At 67.4% G+C, this 15,135-nt stretch carries 16 protein-coding genes; 11 read left to right on the top strand and 5 right to left on the bottom strand.

Annotated elements, in window-relative coordinates:
* Positions 1–66 precede the first annotated feature (66 nt).
* Positions 67–1,044, top strand: coding sequence for a DUF4105 domain-containing protein (locus BAY15_RS05590; RefSeq protein WP_068849725.1), 978 nt, complete (start codon positions 67–69; stop codon positions 1,042–1,044).
* The gene (locus BAY15_RS05595) at positions 1,041–2,972 is read left to right on the top strand and encodes an esterase/lipase family protein (protein WP_068849728.1); all 1,932 of its coding nucleotides are present in this window, start codon (positions 1,041–1,043) and stop codon (positions 2,970–2,972) included. Before BAY15_RS05590 ends, BAY15_RS05595 begins: the two co-directional genes overlap by 4 nt.
* Before the next feature lie 3 nt (positions 2,973–2,975).
* On the opposite strand, the gene BAY15_RS05600 is transcribed toward BAY15_RS05595, so the two are convergent.
* Positions 2,976–4,334 (bottom strand): MFS transporter, encoded by a 1,359-nt coding sequence (locus BAY15_RS05600; RefSeq protein WP_083214074.1) that lies wholly within the window; start codon positions 4,332–4,334, stop codon positions 2,976–2,978.
* A 91-nt stretch (positions 4,335–4,425) separates the two neighbouring features.
* Between BAY15_RS05600 and soxR the strand changes: the two genes are divergently transcribed.
* Positions 4,426–4,857, top strand: coding sequence for a redox-sensitive transcriptional activator SoxR (gene soxR, locus BAY15_RS05605; protein ID WP_083214253.1), 432 nt, complete (start codon positions 4,426–4,428; stop codon positions 4,855–4,857).
* Positions 4,858–4,863: 6 nt separating this feature from the next.
* Here the strand turns inward: soxR and proC are convergent, their stop codons facing one another.
* Together proC and BAY15_RS05615 are read right to left on the bottom strand one after the other, a co-directional pair.
* Entirely contained in the window at positions 4,864–5,682 is an 819-nt protein-coding gene (gene proC / locus BAY15_RS05610; RefSeq protein ID WP_068849736.1) for a pyrroline-5-carboxylate reductase, read from the bottom strand.
* Positions 5,683–5,746: 64 nt separating this feature from the next.
* Entirely contained in the window at positions 5,747–6,418 is a 672-nt protein-coding gene (locus BAY15_RS05615; RefSeq protein ID WP_068849739.1) for a YggS family pyridoxal phosphate-dependent enzyme, read from the bottom strand.
* A 115-nt stretch (positions 6,419–6,533) separates the two neighbouring features.
* Here BAY15_RS05615 and BAY15_RS05620 point away from each other — a divergent pair, with 115 nt between their 5' ends.
* The 6 genes from BAY15_RS05620 (at position 6,534) to BAY15_RS05645 (ending at position 11,696) form a co-directional block, all read left to right on the top strand.
* Positions 6,534–7,571: a type IV pilus twitching motility protein PilT gene (locus BAY15_RS05620; RefSeq protein WP_068849741.1), complete on the top strand. Its 1,038-nt coding sequence runs from the start codon at positions 6,534–6,536 to the stop codon at positions 7,569–7,571.
* An 86-nt stretch (positions 7,572–7,657) separates the two neighbouring features.
* Complete coding sequence (locus BAY15_RS05625) at positions 7,658–8,800, top strand: PilT/PilU family type 4a pilus ATPase (RefSeq protein ID WP_068849744.1); 1,143 nt, start codon at positions 7,658–7,660, stop codon at positions 8,798–8,800.
* A gap of 115 nt (positions 8,801–8,915) precedes the next feature.
* Positions 8,916–9,500, top strand: coding sequence for a hypothetical protein (locus BAY15_RS05630; protein WP_068849747.1), 585 nt, complete (start codon positions 8,916–8,918; stop codon positions 9,498–9,500).
* 130 nt (positions 9,501–9,630) lie between these two features.
* The gene (locus BAY15_RS05635) at positions 9,631–10,614 is read left to right on the top strand and encodes an aldo/keto reductase (RefSeq protein WP_068849749.1); all 984 of its coding nucleotides are present in this window, start codon (positions 9,631–9,633) and stop codon (positions 10,612–10,614) included.
* Between the two features lie 64 nt (positions 10,615–10,678).
* Positions 10,679–10,894 (top strand): DUF4287 domain-containing protein, encoded by a 216-nt coding sequence (locus tag BAY15_RS05640; RefSeq protein WP_068854565.1) that lies wholly within the window; start codon positions 10,679–10,681, stop codon positions 10,892–10,894.
* A 94-nt stretch (positions 10,895–10,988) separates the two neighbouring features.
* Entirely contained in the window at positions 10,989–11,696 is a 708-nt protein-coding gene (locus BAY15_RS05645) for a YitT family protein (RefSeq protein ID WP_068849751.1), read from the top strand.
* 4 nt (positions 11,697–11,700) lie between these two features.
* On the opposite strand, the gene BAY15_RS05650 is transcribed toward BAY15_RS05645, so the two are convergent.
* Positions 11,701–12,228, bottom strand: a complete 528-nt coding sequence (locus BAY15_RS05650; RefSeq protein WP_068849753.1) for a DNA-3-methyladenine glycosylase I — start codon at positions 12,226–12,228, stop codon at positions 11,701–11,703.
* Entirely contained in the window at positions 12,225–14,015 is a 1,791-nt protein-coding gene (locus tag BAY15_RS05655; RefSeq protein ID WP_068849765.1) for a DUF4153 domain-containing protein, read from the bottom strand. The genes BAY15_RS05650 and BAY15_RS05655 overlap by 4 nt, the downstream gene beginning before the upstream one ends.
* 91 nt (positions 14,016–14,106) lie before the next feature.
* On the opposite strand from BAY15_RS05655, the gene BAY15_RS05660 reads away from it, so the two are divergent.
* Positions 14,107–14,673, top strand: coding sequence for a YqgE/AlgH family protein (locus tag BAY15_RS05660; protein WP_068849768.1), 567 nt, complete (start codon positions 14,107–14,109; stop codon positions 14,671–14,673).
* Entirely contained in the window at positions 14,666–15,133 is a 468-nt protein-coding gene (gene ruvX / locus BAY15_RS05665; RefSeq protein ID WP_068849771.1) for a Holliday junction resolvase RuvX, read from the top strand. Before BAY15_RS05660 ends, ruvX begins: the two co-directional genes overlap by 8 nt.
* Positions 15,134–15,135: the final 2 nt, after the last annotated feature.

The following is a 15,135-nucleotide window of genomic DNA, read 5'->3' on the forward strand; positions in this document are numbered from 1 at the left end:
TAGCGCCCCGACCAACCGACGGAACGATGTGTGAAGACAGCAGGACGATGGGGGCTGGCCGTATTGATGCTGGTCGCAGCGCTGTGGGTAGCCGGGCTGCTGGCGTACCAGCTTTCCGGGCCGGGTTGGCTGAAGGGTGTGCTGTTGGCGGGGTGGGGCGCCTTTGCGCTTTCCACCGCCGTGGCCGTTGGGCGCGCCCGTGCCGGGCGCTGGCCGGGCCCGCTGTTCGTGGCCGCGCTGGTGCTCTGCGGCGTGTGGTGGCTGCTGCTCAGCCCGCGCCAGGACCGGGTCTGGGCCGATGATGTCGCGCAGCGGCTGAAGGTGGTGGAGTTCGACGGCTCCCGGGTGGTGCTCGACAACGTGCGCAACTTCACCTGGCGCACCGATGACGACCACGACGTGCGCTGGGAGCGCCGCGAGTACGACCTTGACCAGCTGCGTTCGGCCGACCTGGTGCTGTCGTACTGGATGGGGCCGATGATCGCGCACACGCTGGTGTCGTTCGGCTTCGCCGATGGCCGCCAGCTGGTGTTCTCGCTGGAGATCCGCAAGGAGCGCGGCGAATCGTTCTCGGCGCTGGGCGGGTTCTTCCGCAAATTCGAGATGACCCTGGTGGCGGCCGAGGAAACCGACATCGTGCGGGTGCGCAGCAACGTGCGCGGCGAGGATGTGTACCTGTATCGCCTGAAGGGCATGACCCGCGACCAGCTCAAGGGCCTGTTCGTGTCCTACCTGGGCGAGGCGCGCAGACTGGATGCCGCACCGGCGTTCTACAACACGCTGACCAGCAACTGCACCACCATCGTGTACGAACTGGCCAAGCAGATCGCGCCGGGGCTGCCGCTGGACTACCGGCTGCTCGCCTCCGGCTATTTCGCCGAATACGCGCGTGACCTGGGCGTGCTCACGCCCGGCGTGGACTTCGCCACGTTGAAGGCGCGCGGGCGCATCACCGATCGCGCGCGTGCCGCTGGCGATGATCCGCGCTTCTCGCAGCTGATCCGCGTCGGCGTGCCGGGCATCGACCCGGAGGTGCAGCCATGAGCCGGCTCCTTCGCCGTGGCGCGCCCCTGCTGGCGGTGCTGCTGTCGCTGCTGCTGTCCAGCGGCTGCGCCATGGTCACCATGAAGCAGGTCTCGCCCACCGATTACCTGGCCAACAAGCGCGGCGATGTGCTCACCTCCGGCAAGTTCAGCATGGCCTCGCAGGAAACGCTGAGCGTGATCGGTCTGGACGTGGCGCTGTGCGAGAAGGATGTTGCCGCCTGCGAGAAGACCCTGAAGGACACCCGCGACCTGCCCGAGGAACAGCGGCTGTCAACGCTGTCCGAGCTGTGGGTGAAGAACGCGCTGGCACTCACGCCCAAGCCGAAGGACCGCGACAGGACCCCGATGTCCGATGCGGCGCTGGATGCGTGGCTGGAAGCAGCGCGGTACGCGTATGCCTACCTGTTCTTCAGCGGGCGCACGCCGTCGGACCGCGCGTTCGAAGACCGCCAGACGCAGGTGCGCGACTACTACAACTACGCCGCCGAACAGACCGCCACGGTGGTGTTCAAGCGCAGCCGCGAAAGCGCGCTGGAAGGGGAGGACTACAACGCCGCGGTGGCGGGCGAGCGCTGGACGCTGACCTCGGACTTCGACGAGCTGCGCCTGGCCAGCATTCCCACCACGATGGTGTCGGCATCCTCGGTGAGTTTCGCCGGCCTGCGCAGTACCTATCGCCGCGACGGCTTTGGGGCCGAGCTGGTGGTGGTGATGGACCCGCCCAAGCTGATTGCGCCGGTGGACGGTGAGAAGGCCGAGATTCCGCAGTACAGCGAGATGTCGGCGATCAATGCCACCGCGTTGCTGCGCTTCAAGGGCGATACGCTGCAGCAGGTGCTGGACACCACCCAGGTGCTGTTCGACGTGTATTCGCCTGAATCCACCGAAAGCGTGGACCTGCATGGCGAGAAGGTGCCGCTGGCCGGCAACTTCACCGCCGCCTACGGCATGTGGCTGGCCCAGTCCGGCTTTGCCACCCAGTCGCTGCGCACGCTGTTCGGCCTGAGCGAAGGCATTGCCGAACCGCACATGTACCTGATGCAGCCGTGGGATCCGAACCGCCGCATCATCTTCATGCTGCATGGGCTGGGCAGCAGCCCGGAGGCCTGGGTGAACGTGGCCAACGAGATCCTGGGCGATCCCGAGCTGCGCAGGCACTTCCAGGTGTGGCAGGTGTACTACCCGACCAACGCGCCGATTGCACTGAACCGTTTCGAGATCGACCAGGCGTTCGACAACACGCTCCGGCATTTCGACCCGAAGGGCACTTCGCGTGCGTCGAAGGACATGGTGTTCATCGGCCACAGCATGGGGGGCGTGCTGGCCCGGTTGCTGGTCACCAGTTCCGGCGACACGTTGTGGAACCAGCTGCTGGCCAACTACGACCTGAAGGGTGAACGGCTCAAGCGCGTCCAGGCCAAACTGGGCCCGCTGCTGCACTTCGATGCCGAACCGAACGTGGAGCGCGCCATCTTCATCGCCGCACCCCACCAGGGCACCGATATCGCGGGCAACCGGGTCGGACGCTTCATCGGGCGCCTGGTGCGCCTGCCGATCACCATCCTCGGCAAGTTCGAGGATGTGTTCCAGGCCCTGCAGCAATCCGAAGTGCAGTCGGCGCAGGCCACCAAGCTGCAGATTCCCAACAGCATCGACAACCTCAAGGCCACCGATCCGTTCGTGAAGGCGGCTGCCGCCCTGCCGATAATGCCGGGCCTGAAGTACCACTCGATCATCGCCCAGCGCAAACCCGAGGTGCCGCTGGAGCAGTCCGACGACGGCCTGGTGCCCTACTGGAGCGCGCACCTGCCCGGCGCGGTGTCGGAGAAGGTGATCATCTCCGGCCACAGCGTGCAGGAAACCCCGCAGGCGGTGCTGGAGATCCGGCGGATCCTGCGCGAAGACCTGGAAGAGGTGGCGCCGTAGCGGTCAGACCCGCCGGGCCACCACCACGCTCGCAGCGGCCAGCAGCAACATGATCGCGAACGTCTGCAGGTAACCCAGGGTCACATCCACCGACAGCATCAGCGCGAACAGCGAGCCGGAAATGGCCAGCGTGGTGGCCACGCCCAGCGCCTCGCTCAACTGCAGCGCAGAGGTGTTCGCGCCCTGCTGCGCCGGCGGCGACAACGACAACGTCAGCACCGACAGGCTCGGGTAGATCAGCCCCATGCCGAGTCCGGTCAAGGTCCACCCGGCCAGCGCCAGGGCCAGCGGTACGCCGGGCTGGATGGCCAGCGCGGTGCCGATGATGCCGGTGCACATCAGCAGCGCGCCGGCGGTGAGCAGCTGGCGACGCGACAGCCCTTGGCCCCCATGGCCCTGGAACCACGACCCGCTGAACCAGCCCAGCGCGCCCAGGCTCAACGCCACCCCGGCCAGCAGCGGGCTCAGGCCACGCTCACGCTGCAGCAGCAGCGGCAGGAACGCTTCGCAGCCAAAGAACGCCGACGCCGCAATACCGCGCAGGGCGATCACGCTGGGCAGGCCACGGCGCAGACGCAAGGTGCCGCGCGGCAGCAGCTTCCAGCTGCACAGCGCCAACAGCGCCACCGCCGGCAGCAGCACGGCCAGTGCCGGCCAACCAACCTGCTGGCCGCCCACGTACAGCAGCAGCGCGCCCGCGGATGCACCGATCGCCCAGCGCACCACGCTGCCCTCCGAACGCGGCGCGGCCGCCAGCGGCGGCACCGCGCGCAGCGCCGGCCGCAAAAGCAGCGCGGCCGGGATGGCCAGCAGCGGCACGCCCAGGAACACCCAGCGCCAGCCGGCGTGCTGCACGATCAACCCGCTGATGGCAGGGCCGATCAGCGAGGGCACCACCCAACCTGCCGAGAACGCGGCAAAGACGCGTGGCCGCAGCGATTCGGGGAAGGTGCGCCCGACCAGCACGTACAGCGACACGGAAATGGCACCGGCGCCCAGCCCCTGCAGCAGCCGGCCGATCACCAGCACCGGCATGTGCTGGGCCAGCCCGGCCACCAGCAGGCCGGCGATGAAGCAGCACAGGCCCAGCCACAACGGCCGGGCCGGGCCGAGCCGGTCGCTCCAGCGGCCCGCCAGGGTCATGCCGATCACGCTGGTGGCCAGCGTGCCGCCGAACGCCAGCGCATACAGGCGCAGGCCATCCAGCTCACGCGCCACGGTGGGCATGGCCGCAGCCACGGCCAGCGCTTCGAATGCGTGCAGCGACACCAGCGCGACCATGCCGATGGTGGTGGCGCGGTAGCGCGGCGAGAGGATCGACGTGGGCGCGTCGGCGGGCAGTACAGCGACATCGGAAGACATGCGGATTCCAGGAACGAAGAAGCGCGGTGCTTGCGGCACACCGCGAGGTGCCGCACGATGACACCTTAACCATGGTTGAGGTCAAGCAGTGATCGTGCAGGAGCTGAGTGTAGGCGACGTGGCACGTCGCAGCGGCGTGGCGGTATCGGCGCTGCACTTCTATGAGCGCAAGGGCCTGATCCGCAGCCTGCGCACGGCCGGCAACCAGCGTCGCTTCAGCCGCGACGTATTGCGCCGGCTGGCGGTGATCCGCGTCGCACAGCGGGTGGGCATGCCGTTGGAAGCGGTGGCCAATGCGTTTGCGGCGCTGCCGGAAAACAAGACGCCGACCCGCGCCGAGTGGGCGAAGATGTCGGCGCTGTGGCGCGGCGAGCTGGATCAACGCATCGAGGAACTGCTGTTGCTGCGCGACCAGCTCACCGACTGCATCGGCTGTGGGTGTCTTTCACTGAAGCGCTGCCGGTTGGCCAATCCCGGCGACGCGTTGGGCGAGCAGGGGGATGGCGCGCAGCGCTGGGGCTGACCCGGATCAGTCGTTGGCCGCCGACAACGCCTGTCCCCGTCGCGTCGCCGCGTCGATCGCGCGCGCCACGATCGCTTCGAAGTCCTCGCCCTGGAAGCTCTCGATCGCGGCCTGCGTGGTGCCGTTCGGCGAGGTGACGCGCCGACGCAGCTCGGCCGGCGCTTCGCCGGATTCGTCCAGCATGCGGCTGGCGCCCAGCAGGGTCTGCACCACCAGCGTGCGCGCGGCGTCGGCCGGCAGGCCCTGCGCGATGCCGGCCGCTTCCATCGCCTCGGCCAGCAGGAACACATAGGCCGGGCCACTGCCGGAGACGGCGGTGACCGCATCCATGCGTGCTTCATCCTCGATCCACACCGTGCGCCCGGCGCTGGCCAGCACGGTGTCGGCCTGGCCCCGCTGTTCGGCGCTGACCCCGGCGGTGGCAAACAGACCGGTCACGCCTGCACCCAGCAGCGCCGGGGTATTGGGCATGGCGCGTACCACCGCGCCGGTACCGCCCAGCCAGCGCAGCAGCTGCGCACTGGTGATGCCGGCGGCGATGGATACCACCAGCGGGGCCTGGGCCTGGGCGATCTCCGCCACCGACGCACAGACATCGCGCAGCACCTGCGGCTTCACCGCCAGCACCCATACCGCGCCCTGCGCGGCCGCTTCGCTGGCGCTGGCGTAGGTCTTCACGCCGAAGTCGGTGGTGAGCTGGCTGCGCAGCCCGGCCACCGGTTCGGCCACATGGATGTTGCCCGGGGCAGTGCCCTGGCGGACCAGGCCGGCGATCAGGCTGCGCGCCATGTTGCCGCCGCCGATGAAGGTGATCGAAGTGCTCATTGGGCATCCTTGTATGTGATTTGGGCCGCGGGGCAGGGCCCCGCGCTACGGGTGGGTGGGCCCCTCAATGCCGTGCGCCGAACAAGGCGGTGCCGACGCGGACCATGGTCGCGCCATGGGCGATCGCTTCGGGGTAGTCGCCGCTCATGCCCATCGAGAGGGTGTCGGCCTGCGGGTAGCGGGTGGCCAGATCGGCAAACAGCGCGTGCATGCGTTCAAAGGCCTGGGCGCGGCGGTGTGGGTCCGGCCACGGCGCCGGGATGGCCATCAGGCCGCGCAGGCACAGGCGCGGTTCGGCGGCGATGGCGGCGGCCAGCGCCGGCACGGCGTCGGGCGTGCAGCCGTGCTTGCTGCCTTCATCGTCGATATTGACCTGCACCAGCACGTTCAACGGCGGCAACGCGGCCGGGCGGTGCGCGGCCAGCGCGGTAACCAGCTTGGCCCGGTCCACGCTCTGCACCCAGTCGAAGCGCTGCGCGGCCAGGTCGGCCTTGTTGGACTGCAGGTGGCCGATCAGGTGCCACTCCAGCCCCAGGGCCGCCAGCGCATCGATCTTTGCCACCGCTTCCTGCACGTAGTTCTCGCCGAACGCGCGCTGGCCCTGGGCCGCCAGCGCCGCCACGGCCTCGGCCGGCTGGGTCTTGGACACCGCCAGCAGGCGCGGCGATGGCCGCCCGGCGGCCGTGGCCGCGTTGTGCAGGTTCAGCAGCAGGGTGGGCAGGGGCAGGGCGGTCACGGGTGGGCGCTCACGGGGCAGGACACAAAGAGATTTCGCGGTGGATCAGGGAGGCTATACTGCCGACCGGGGAAAGATCCTTCCAGTCGCAGCAGTCTATGGGGAGTAGCAGCGTATGGATATCGCCGAGCTGTTGGCGTTTTCCGTTAAGAACAAAGCGTCGGACCTTCATCTGTCGGCAGGCCTGCCGCCGATGATCCGCGTGGACGGCGATGTCCGTCGCATCAACATTCCGGCCTTGGACCACAAGCAGGTCCACGCGCTCGTTTACGACATCATGTCGGACAAGCAGCGCCGCGATTACGAGGAATTCCTCGAAGTCGACTTCTCGTTCGAGATTCCCAGCCTGGCGCGCTTCCGCGTCAACGCGTTCAACCAGAACCGTGGCGCCGGTGCGGTGTTCCGTACCATTCCGTCCGAAGTGCTGACCCTGGAAGACCTGAACACGCCGCCGATCTTCCGCGAGCTGATCGACCAGCCGCAGGGCCTGATCCTGGTGACCGGCCCGACCGGTTCGGGCAAGTCGACCACGCTGGCGGCGATGATCGACTACATCAACAAGAACGAATACGGCCACATCCTCACCGTCGAGGATCCGATTGAATTCGTGCACACCTCGCAGAAGTGCCTGATCAACCAGCGCGAAGTGCACCGCGATACGCACGGCTTCAACGAAGCACTGCGTTCGGCACTGCGTGAAGACCCGGACATCATCCTGGTCGGCGAACTCCGCGACCTGGAAACCATCCGGCTGGCGCTGACCGCCGCCGAAACCGGCCACCTGGTGTTCGGCACGCTGCACACCAGCTCGGCGGCCAAGACCATCGACCGCATCATCGACGTGTTCCCCGCCGGCGAAAAGCCGATGGTGCGCTCCATGCTGTCCGAATCGCTGCGCGCAGTGATTTCGCAGGCGCTGCTGAAGAAAGTGGGCGGCGGGCGCACCGCCGCGTGGGAAATCATGGTCGGCACCCCGGCCATCCGCAACCTGATCCGCGAAGACAAGGTGGCGCAGATGTACTCGGCGATCCAGACCGGCCAGCAGATGGGCATGATGACGCTCGACCAGCACCTGCAGGACCTGGTCAAGCGCAGCCTGATCACGCGCAACCAGGCCAAGGAATACGCCAAGGACAAGCGCATCTTCGAATGATGGTGGCGCCGGGCCTTCCCGGCGCGACAGATTCGGCAGCGCCGGGCCATGCCCGGCGTTCGGCAAGGTTTCCGGAGCACATCGCCATGAATACCACCAGCACCACCATCGACTTCACCTCGTTCCTCAAGCTGATGGCGCACCAGAAGGCGTCGGACCTTTTCATCACCGCGGGCATGCCGCCTGCGATCAAGGTCAACGGCAAGATCTCGCCCATCACCCAGACCCCGCTCACGCCGCAGCAGAGCCGCGACCTGGTGCTGAACGTGATGACGCCGGCGCAGCGCGAAGAGTTCGAAAAAACCCACGAGTGCAACTTCGCCATCGGCCTGTCCGGCGTGGGCCGGTTCCGCGTGAGCTGCTTCTACCAGCGCAACCAGGTCGGCATGGTCCTGCGCCGCATTGAAACCCGAATTCCCACCGTGGAAGAGCTGAGCCTGCCGCCGATCATCAAGACGCTGGCGATGACCAAGCGCGGCATCATCCTGTTCGTGGGTGCGACCGGTACCGGCAAGTCCACCTCGCTGGCGGCGATGATCGGTTACCGCAACCTGAATTCCACCGGGCACATCATCACCATCGAAGACCCGATCGAATTCGTGCACAAGCACGAAGGCTGCATCATCACCCAGCGCGAAGTGGGCATCGATACCGACAGCTGGGAAGCGGCGCTGAAGAACACCCTGCGCCAGGCGCCGGACGTGATCATGATCGGCGAAGTGCGTACCCGCGAAGGCATGGACCATGCCATCGCGTTCGCCGAAACCGGCCACCTGGTGCTGTGTACCCTGCATGCCAACAACGCCAACCAGGCGATGGACCGCATCATCAACTTCTTCCCGGAAGACCGCCGCAGCCAGCTGCTGATGGATCTGTCGCTGAACCTCAAGGGCGTGGTTGCCCAGCAGCTGGTGCCCTCGCCGGATGGCAAGTCGCGCAAGGTGGCGATGGAAATCATGCTGGGCACGCCGCTGGTGCAGGATTACATCCGCGACGGCGAGATCCACAAGCTCAAGGAAGTGATGAAGGAATCGGTGCAGCTGGGCATGCGCACCTTCGACCAGAGCCTGTTCGAGCTCTACCAGGCCGGCGAGATCAGCTACGAAGACGCGCTGCGCTACGCCGATTCGCAGAACGAGGTGCGCCTGCGCATCAAGCTCTCGCAGGGCGGTGACGCACGCACGCTGTCGCAGGGCCTGGACGGCGTGGAGATTTCCGAGGTCCGCTGAAGCTGCGGGCGCGGAAACCGGGCGCGTACGGTGCAATGCCGGCGCGCCTTTGTTGCAAGTGGTGTTTCAAGGGGCCGGCACCGCGCCGGTGACACTGCCAATGATGAGAATGCACATGGAATTGCATGATCCCTACCGCGCACCGGCGACCATTCCGATGCCACCTGCTTTGCCCGGCACGCTGCCGGAATCCCAGTTCCAGGCACGGGCGATTTCCGATTCGGCCGAGTACTACTCGCCTTCCACGCTGAAAATGGTGCTGCTTTCACCCACTACGCTCGGGCTGTACCCGATGTACTGGTTCTGGCGTAACTGGCAGGCGATCAAGCGCGAGACCGGCGGCGACCAGTGGCCCTGGGCGCGCGCGCTGTTCTCGCCGATCTGGTCGTTCTTCTGCTTCCGCGAGCTGAGTGACGCGGCCAGCAGCCGGCGTCGCGAACTGGCCTTCGCGCCAGGACTGCTGGCGGTGACCTACTTCCTGCTCAACTTCGCCAGCCGGCTGCCCAACGCCGGTTGGCTGCTGGCGCTGTTCACATTCGTACCGCTGCTGCCGGTCAACAGCCTGCTGCGCCGTTACCATCAGGATGAACGGGTCGACATGGAGCGCATGGATCGGCTCAACGTCTGGCACATCCTGGTGATCATCGCCGGTGGCCTGCTGCTCCTGCTGGCCCTGATCGGGACCGTGGCCGAACGCTGAGGCAGGTAGATGGCGCCTGCACCCGCAGGCGCCATTGATGAGCTTCGCTCATGACCACCAGTGGTTCCGGCAGTGCAATCGCCGGCGTGAGCGGGCGTATCGTTGGGGTCCCCACTCGAAGGAGCACCCCATGCAGACACGAATCCTTGGCAACAGCGGCCTGCGCGTTTCCGCGCTCGGGCTGGGCTGCATGGGCCTGAGCCATGCCTATGGCACCGCGCCGCAGGTGAGCGATGGCGTTGCGCTGCTGCACGCGGCGGTGGAACGCGGGGTGACCTTCTTCGACACCGCCGAGGTCTACGGCCCGTTCCGCAACGAGGAACTGCTGGGCCAGGCACTGGCGCCGTACCGCGACCAGGTGGTCATTGCGACCAAGTTCGGCTTCAAGGAGGCCAATGCCGATCTGGGGCTGGACAGCCGCCCGGAGAACATCCGCGCCGTCTGCGAGGCCAGCCTGCAGCGGCTCAGGACCGACCGCATCGACCTGTTCTACCAGCACCGGGTCGACCCCAACGTGCCCATCGAAGATGTCGCCGGCACGGTCAAGGACCTCATCGCGGAAGGCAAGGTGAAGCACTTCGGGCTGTCCGAAGCCGGCGAAACCAGCATCCGCCGCGCGCATGCGGTGCAGCCGGTGGCGGCGCTGCAGAGCGAGTACTCCCTGTGGTGGCGCGAGCCGGAGCAGAGCGTGCTGCCGGTGCTTGAAGAGCTGGGCATCGGCTTCGTGCCGTTCAGCCCGCTGGGGCGCGGCTTCCTGACCGGGGCGATCACCGCCGATACCGAGTTTGCACCCACCGATTTCCGCAGCTCGCTGCCGCGCTTCGCGGTGGAGGCACGCCGCGCCAACCAGGCGCTGGTCGAGGCCATCGGCGCCATCGCCGCCGCCCGCCAGGCCACCCCGGCGCAGGTGGCGCTGGCCTGGCTGCTGGCGCGCAAGCCGTGGATCGTGCCGATTCCCGGCACCACCAAGCTGCACCGGCTGGAAGAGAACCTGGCCGCTGCCGAGCTGGTCCTGCACGAGGCCGACCTGCAGCAGATCGCGGCGGCGCTGGACGGCATCGCCATCGTGGGCGACCGCTACAACGCGGAACGGCAGAAGCAGGTCACCCGCTGACGGATGTCGATTTCCTGCCTTGGCCAGCGTCGTAGTGGATGAACCCCTCTGCAAGGAACAGGTCATGAGCGACACCGCCCCGGTCAAAGGTCCCGCGTCGTACTTCCCGTCCATCGAAAAGACCTATGGGCAGCCAGTGGGACACTGGCTTGCCCTGCTGGCCACCCAGGGCGGGCTCAGGCACATGGCCCTGGTCACCTTCCTGAAGAGCCAGCATGGCCTGGGCCATGGCCACGCCAACGCCTTGGTGGCCCACCATTTGAAGGACCGGACCGGGTGAAGCGGCCATTCGTTGCGGGATGAATCGATTTCACCTGCAACTGTCACGCGGATCGTGTCTAATACCGCTCCCCACGTGTCTGGCCCCACCCCCCATGTCCCTTGAATCCCATGGCCCCGCGCCGTGCGACGATGCTGACGGCCATCTGGTCACCGCCGGCCCGCTGACCCCGCCGCCGGACAGCGCCGGCACCGTGGCCGATGCCAACGCCCTGCGCCATTCGGTGGCCGAGGACGTGCAGGGCATGATCCTGGCCACCCTGGTGGCCTCGCTGGGCCTGGCGATCTTCGCCAAGGGCGGGCTGATGATCGGCGGCATGGCCGGCCTGGCGTTCCTGGCCCACTATGCGTTCGGCTGGAATTTCGGCCTGGTGTTCGTGCTGGTCAACCTGCCGTTCTACTGGGTGGCGGTGCGGCGCATGGGCTGGGAATTCACCCTGAAGACCTTCGCGGCGGTCACCGCCTGCGGCGTGCTGACCGACCTGCTGCCGCGCTGGGCCGATTTCGCCCACATGAGCTCGCTGTATTCGGCGCTGGTGGGCGGCGCGCTGGCCGGGCTGGGCATCCTGTTCTACATCCGCCACCGCGCCAGCCTGGGCGGCATCGGCATCCTGGCGGTATACCTGCAGCGCACCCGTGGCTGGAGCGCGGGCAAGGTGCAGATGTCGTTCGACACGCTGCTGATGGGCGTGGCGTTCTTCGTGCTTTCGCCGGACAAAGTGATGTATTCGGCGATCGGCGCGGTGGTGCTGAGCCTGGTGCTGATGTTCAACCATCGGCCCGGCCGCTACATGGGCGTCTGAGGGTTTACCCGGTTTTCTTGAGTTTCTGCAGGCGTTTGTATACCGGGCAATCCGGGCTGTGCGCGCCGGGCAGGTAGCCCAGGCTCATCAGGAATTCGCCGGTGATCTCGCCGCCGGTGAAGCGGAATGTCTTCTTGAACAGCTTCACCCACTCGGCCTTGTCGCGCGGGTGGTGCGCATCCAGCCATGCCGCGAAGCTGCCGTGGCTGGCGCGCAGCTGCTGGATCACCTGGGCGTTGTGGATCGCCGCGTGCACCTTGAGCCGGTTGCGGATGATGCCCGCATCGTTGAGCAGGCGTTCCACGTCGCGCTCGCCATAGCCGGCCACGGTATCCACATCGAACTGGCTGTAGGCCGCGCGGAACCCTTCGCGCTTCTTCAGGATGGTTTCCCAGCTCAGCCCGGCCTGGTTGATTTCCAGCAGCAGGCGCTCGAACAGCTCGCGTTCGTCGCGCTGCGGGAAGCCATATTCGTGGTCATGGTAATGACCGTGCACCGGATGGCCCGGTGCGATGAGGCAGTAGCCGCTCATGGGGTGTCGTCTTCAACGGGAGGTTGTTCGATGCCCAGTCTAGGCCCATCGCCGAGCGACAGTTGCGGCCAGCGTGCTGGATGGATCGTCAGGTTACCCCGCAGCAGCGGGTCGTACGCCGGGTCGCCGCGGTATTCGGAGGGCATCGGGAACTCGATCTTGCCGGCATCGGTCCAGTCCTTGCCATCGCGCGCGTGCAGGCGGCATACCGCGCCACCCCACGAGGGCTCGTGGCACAACAGCATCTCGTCCACGCCATCGCCATCCAGGTCGCGGCGCAGTGCCACGCAGACCTCGTCCATTTCCAGGCAGCTGCTGACGTTCACGGTCCCGGCCAGCAACGCCTGCCACCAGTCCGAGTCTGGCGCCGGGCTGCTCTTGGCCAGTTTCAGCTGCTGCTGCAGCACCTTGAGGTCTTTGATGGCGTCGCTGTAGTTCCCATAACGGACTTGCCGCGCGTCCACGCTCAGGACATTGGCGATCAGGGTGCTTGCACGCGGATCGTCGCGGAAGCGCGGGTCCTGCTGCAGTTCCTTCAGCACCTCGGCGCCGCGCCGGCCATAGCCGAAGCGCAGATCGGTGGCGTCTTCGCCCTTGATTGCCGGCGCGGTTGCCTGCAGCCGGGCCATCTGGCTGGCCAGGCTGATCCGGATCGGGTCCAGCACCGGCGTATTGGCCAGCACCGCCGCACCCAGCACCACCCAGCACATCCAGCGGTTGACCGGTTCGATCCGCTGCAGCCAGCGCCCGCGCCTGCGCACTGCGGCCAGCGCATAACCCACCGCGTAACCGCACACCAGCAGCGCCGCCAGCAGCGCCCAGAAGCGCTCCAGGGTGACCCCGTACTGGCTGATGCGCAGGCCCATTGCATACAGCGCCAGCGCCGCATACACCGGCAGCGTGAGCAGGCTGGCCTCGACCAGCCGGCGCAGCCACGCCGGGTAGGGCGGCAGCTCGCTTTCATGCTGGTACACCGCGTTGCTGAAGACGATCAGCAGCAGCACCAGAGTCAGCAGTACCGTGGCTGCCGAGCGCGTGCGCCACAGCGGCTCCAGCCCGGTGAAGGGCAGGCAGACCACGAAGATCACCGCGATGAACGCCAGCAGCGGCAGCAGGCCGCGCGCCACGGCAAACAGCACCTGGCGGATGACCTGGATGGCCCGGTCCTGGGTGCGCCCGATCAGCACGCCGAACCCGAACAGCATGCCAGTGGCCAGCGCGATGAAGGCTTTTTCGCGGAACAGGTCGCGGAAGAAGTGGATGTCCACCAGGTTGAACAGCGCCGCCCACAGCCACAGCAGCATCCAGGTCAGCCCAGTGAAGCCCAGTGCCAGCGCAAGGGTCAGCCCGTTCTGCCAGGCGCGCTCGAACAGGGCTGCGTAGGTGGCGCGCCAGTGTCCGTGCTGCAGCCGGAACTGCCACCACGGCAGCGCGACGAACACCGCGACGGCCACGCACACGGAGAACGGCAGCAGCAGCGGTGCCTGGCGCAGGTCGTCGGGCGTTCCGCCCAGGTTCCAGCCGATCCATCCGGCCATCGCCAGCACCAGGGCCGAGGCCAGCGCCGCGTGCAGCCACAGGCGGCGGTCGCGCAGGTCCACCAGGGTCAGCGCAACGGCGGTGGGGACGCTCAGCACCCAGGTGTACCAGCACAGGCGCGTGGCGAATGCCTGGAACGGCCCGTGGTCGGCCGCTTCCTGCACCGCGTACAGCATCAGGCCCTGCAACAGCGCGATCAGCACGATGGCGGCGCGCGAGGCAGGGGAAAGGGATGGCTGCGGGTTCATCGTGCTCTCCGTTGCGTACACACGTCCATGACTGCACGCATCGTAGCCGAGGCTCACGCCCGTGTGAGGATGCAGCGGGTAGAATGGGCCCATGTCCACGTTGCCTACCTCCCTTGCCGATCACCTGCTGGTTGCGCTGCCGTCGCTGACCGATCCGACCTTCGCGCGCACCGTAAGCCTGATCTGCCAGCACGACGAGAACGGTGCCATGGGCGTGCTGGTCAACCAGCCGTCCGAGTACACGCTGGGCGATGTGCTGGCGCAGATGGAGATCCAGACCGACGACCTCGTCCTGCGCGACCAGGTGGTGCTCAACGGCGGCCCGGTGCATCCCGAGCGTGGCTTCGTCATCCATGACGATGCTCGTGCGTGGGAGTCGAGCCTGCAGGTGGGCGAGGGCGTGTACCTGACCACCTCGCGCGACATCCTCGAAGCCATGGCCCGCGGCGAAGGCCCGCGCAATGTGCTGGTCACGCTGGGCTGTGCCGGCTGGACCGAGGGCCAGCTGGAAGGCGAGATCGCCGACAACAGCTGGCTGACCGTGCCGGCCGATGCCGAACTGCTGTTCGCCACGCCGCTGGAGCAGCGCTGGCAGGGCGCCGCCGCACGGATCGGGGTGGACCTGTTCCGGCTGACGGACTACAGCGGCAATGTCTGAGCCGGCCACCATCCGCCGCGACGGCACCGTGCTCGGCTTCGATGTCGGCTCGCGCCGGATCGGGGTGGCGATCGGCAGTTCCTTCGGCACCCATGCCCGCGCCATCGCCGTGGTGGACGTGCACGGCAACGGCCCGGACTGGACCGCGGTCGAACGCCTGATCAAGGAATGGCGGCCCGATGGCCTGGTGGTGGGCGACCCGCTCACCCTGGATGGCCAGGACCAACCCAACCGCAAGCGCGCGCAGGGCTTTGCCCGCCAGCTGCGGGAACGTTTCAAGCTGCCGGTGGTGCTGATCGACGAGCGTTCCAGCTCGGTCGAAGCGGCCCGCCGGTTCGCCGTCGAGCGCGCCGAAGGCCGCAAGCGGCGCCGCGATGCGGCCACGCTGGATGCGGTGGCCGCCGCGGTGATCATCGAACGCTGGCTGTCCTCGCCGGACGATGCCACCCCCGTTTCCTGACC

The sequence above is a fragment of the Stenotrophomonas rhizophila genome, from assembly GCF_001704155.1.
Classification (GTDB): Bacteria; Pseudomonadota; Gammaproteobacteria; order Xanthomonadales; family Xanthomonadaceae; genus Stenotrophomonas; species Stenotrophomonas rhizophila_A.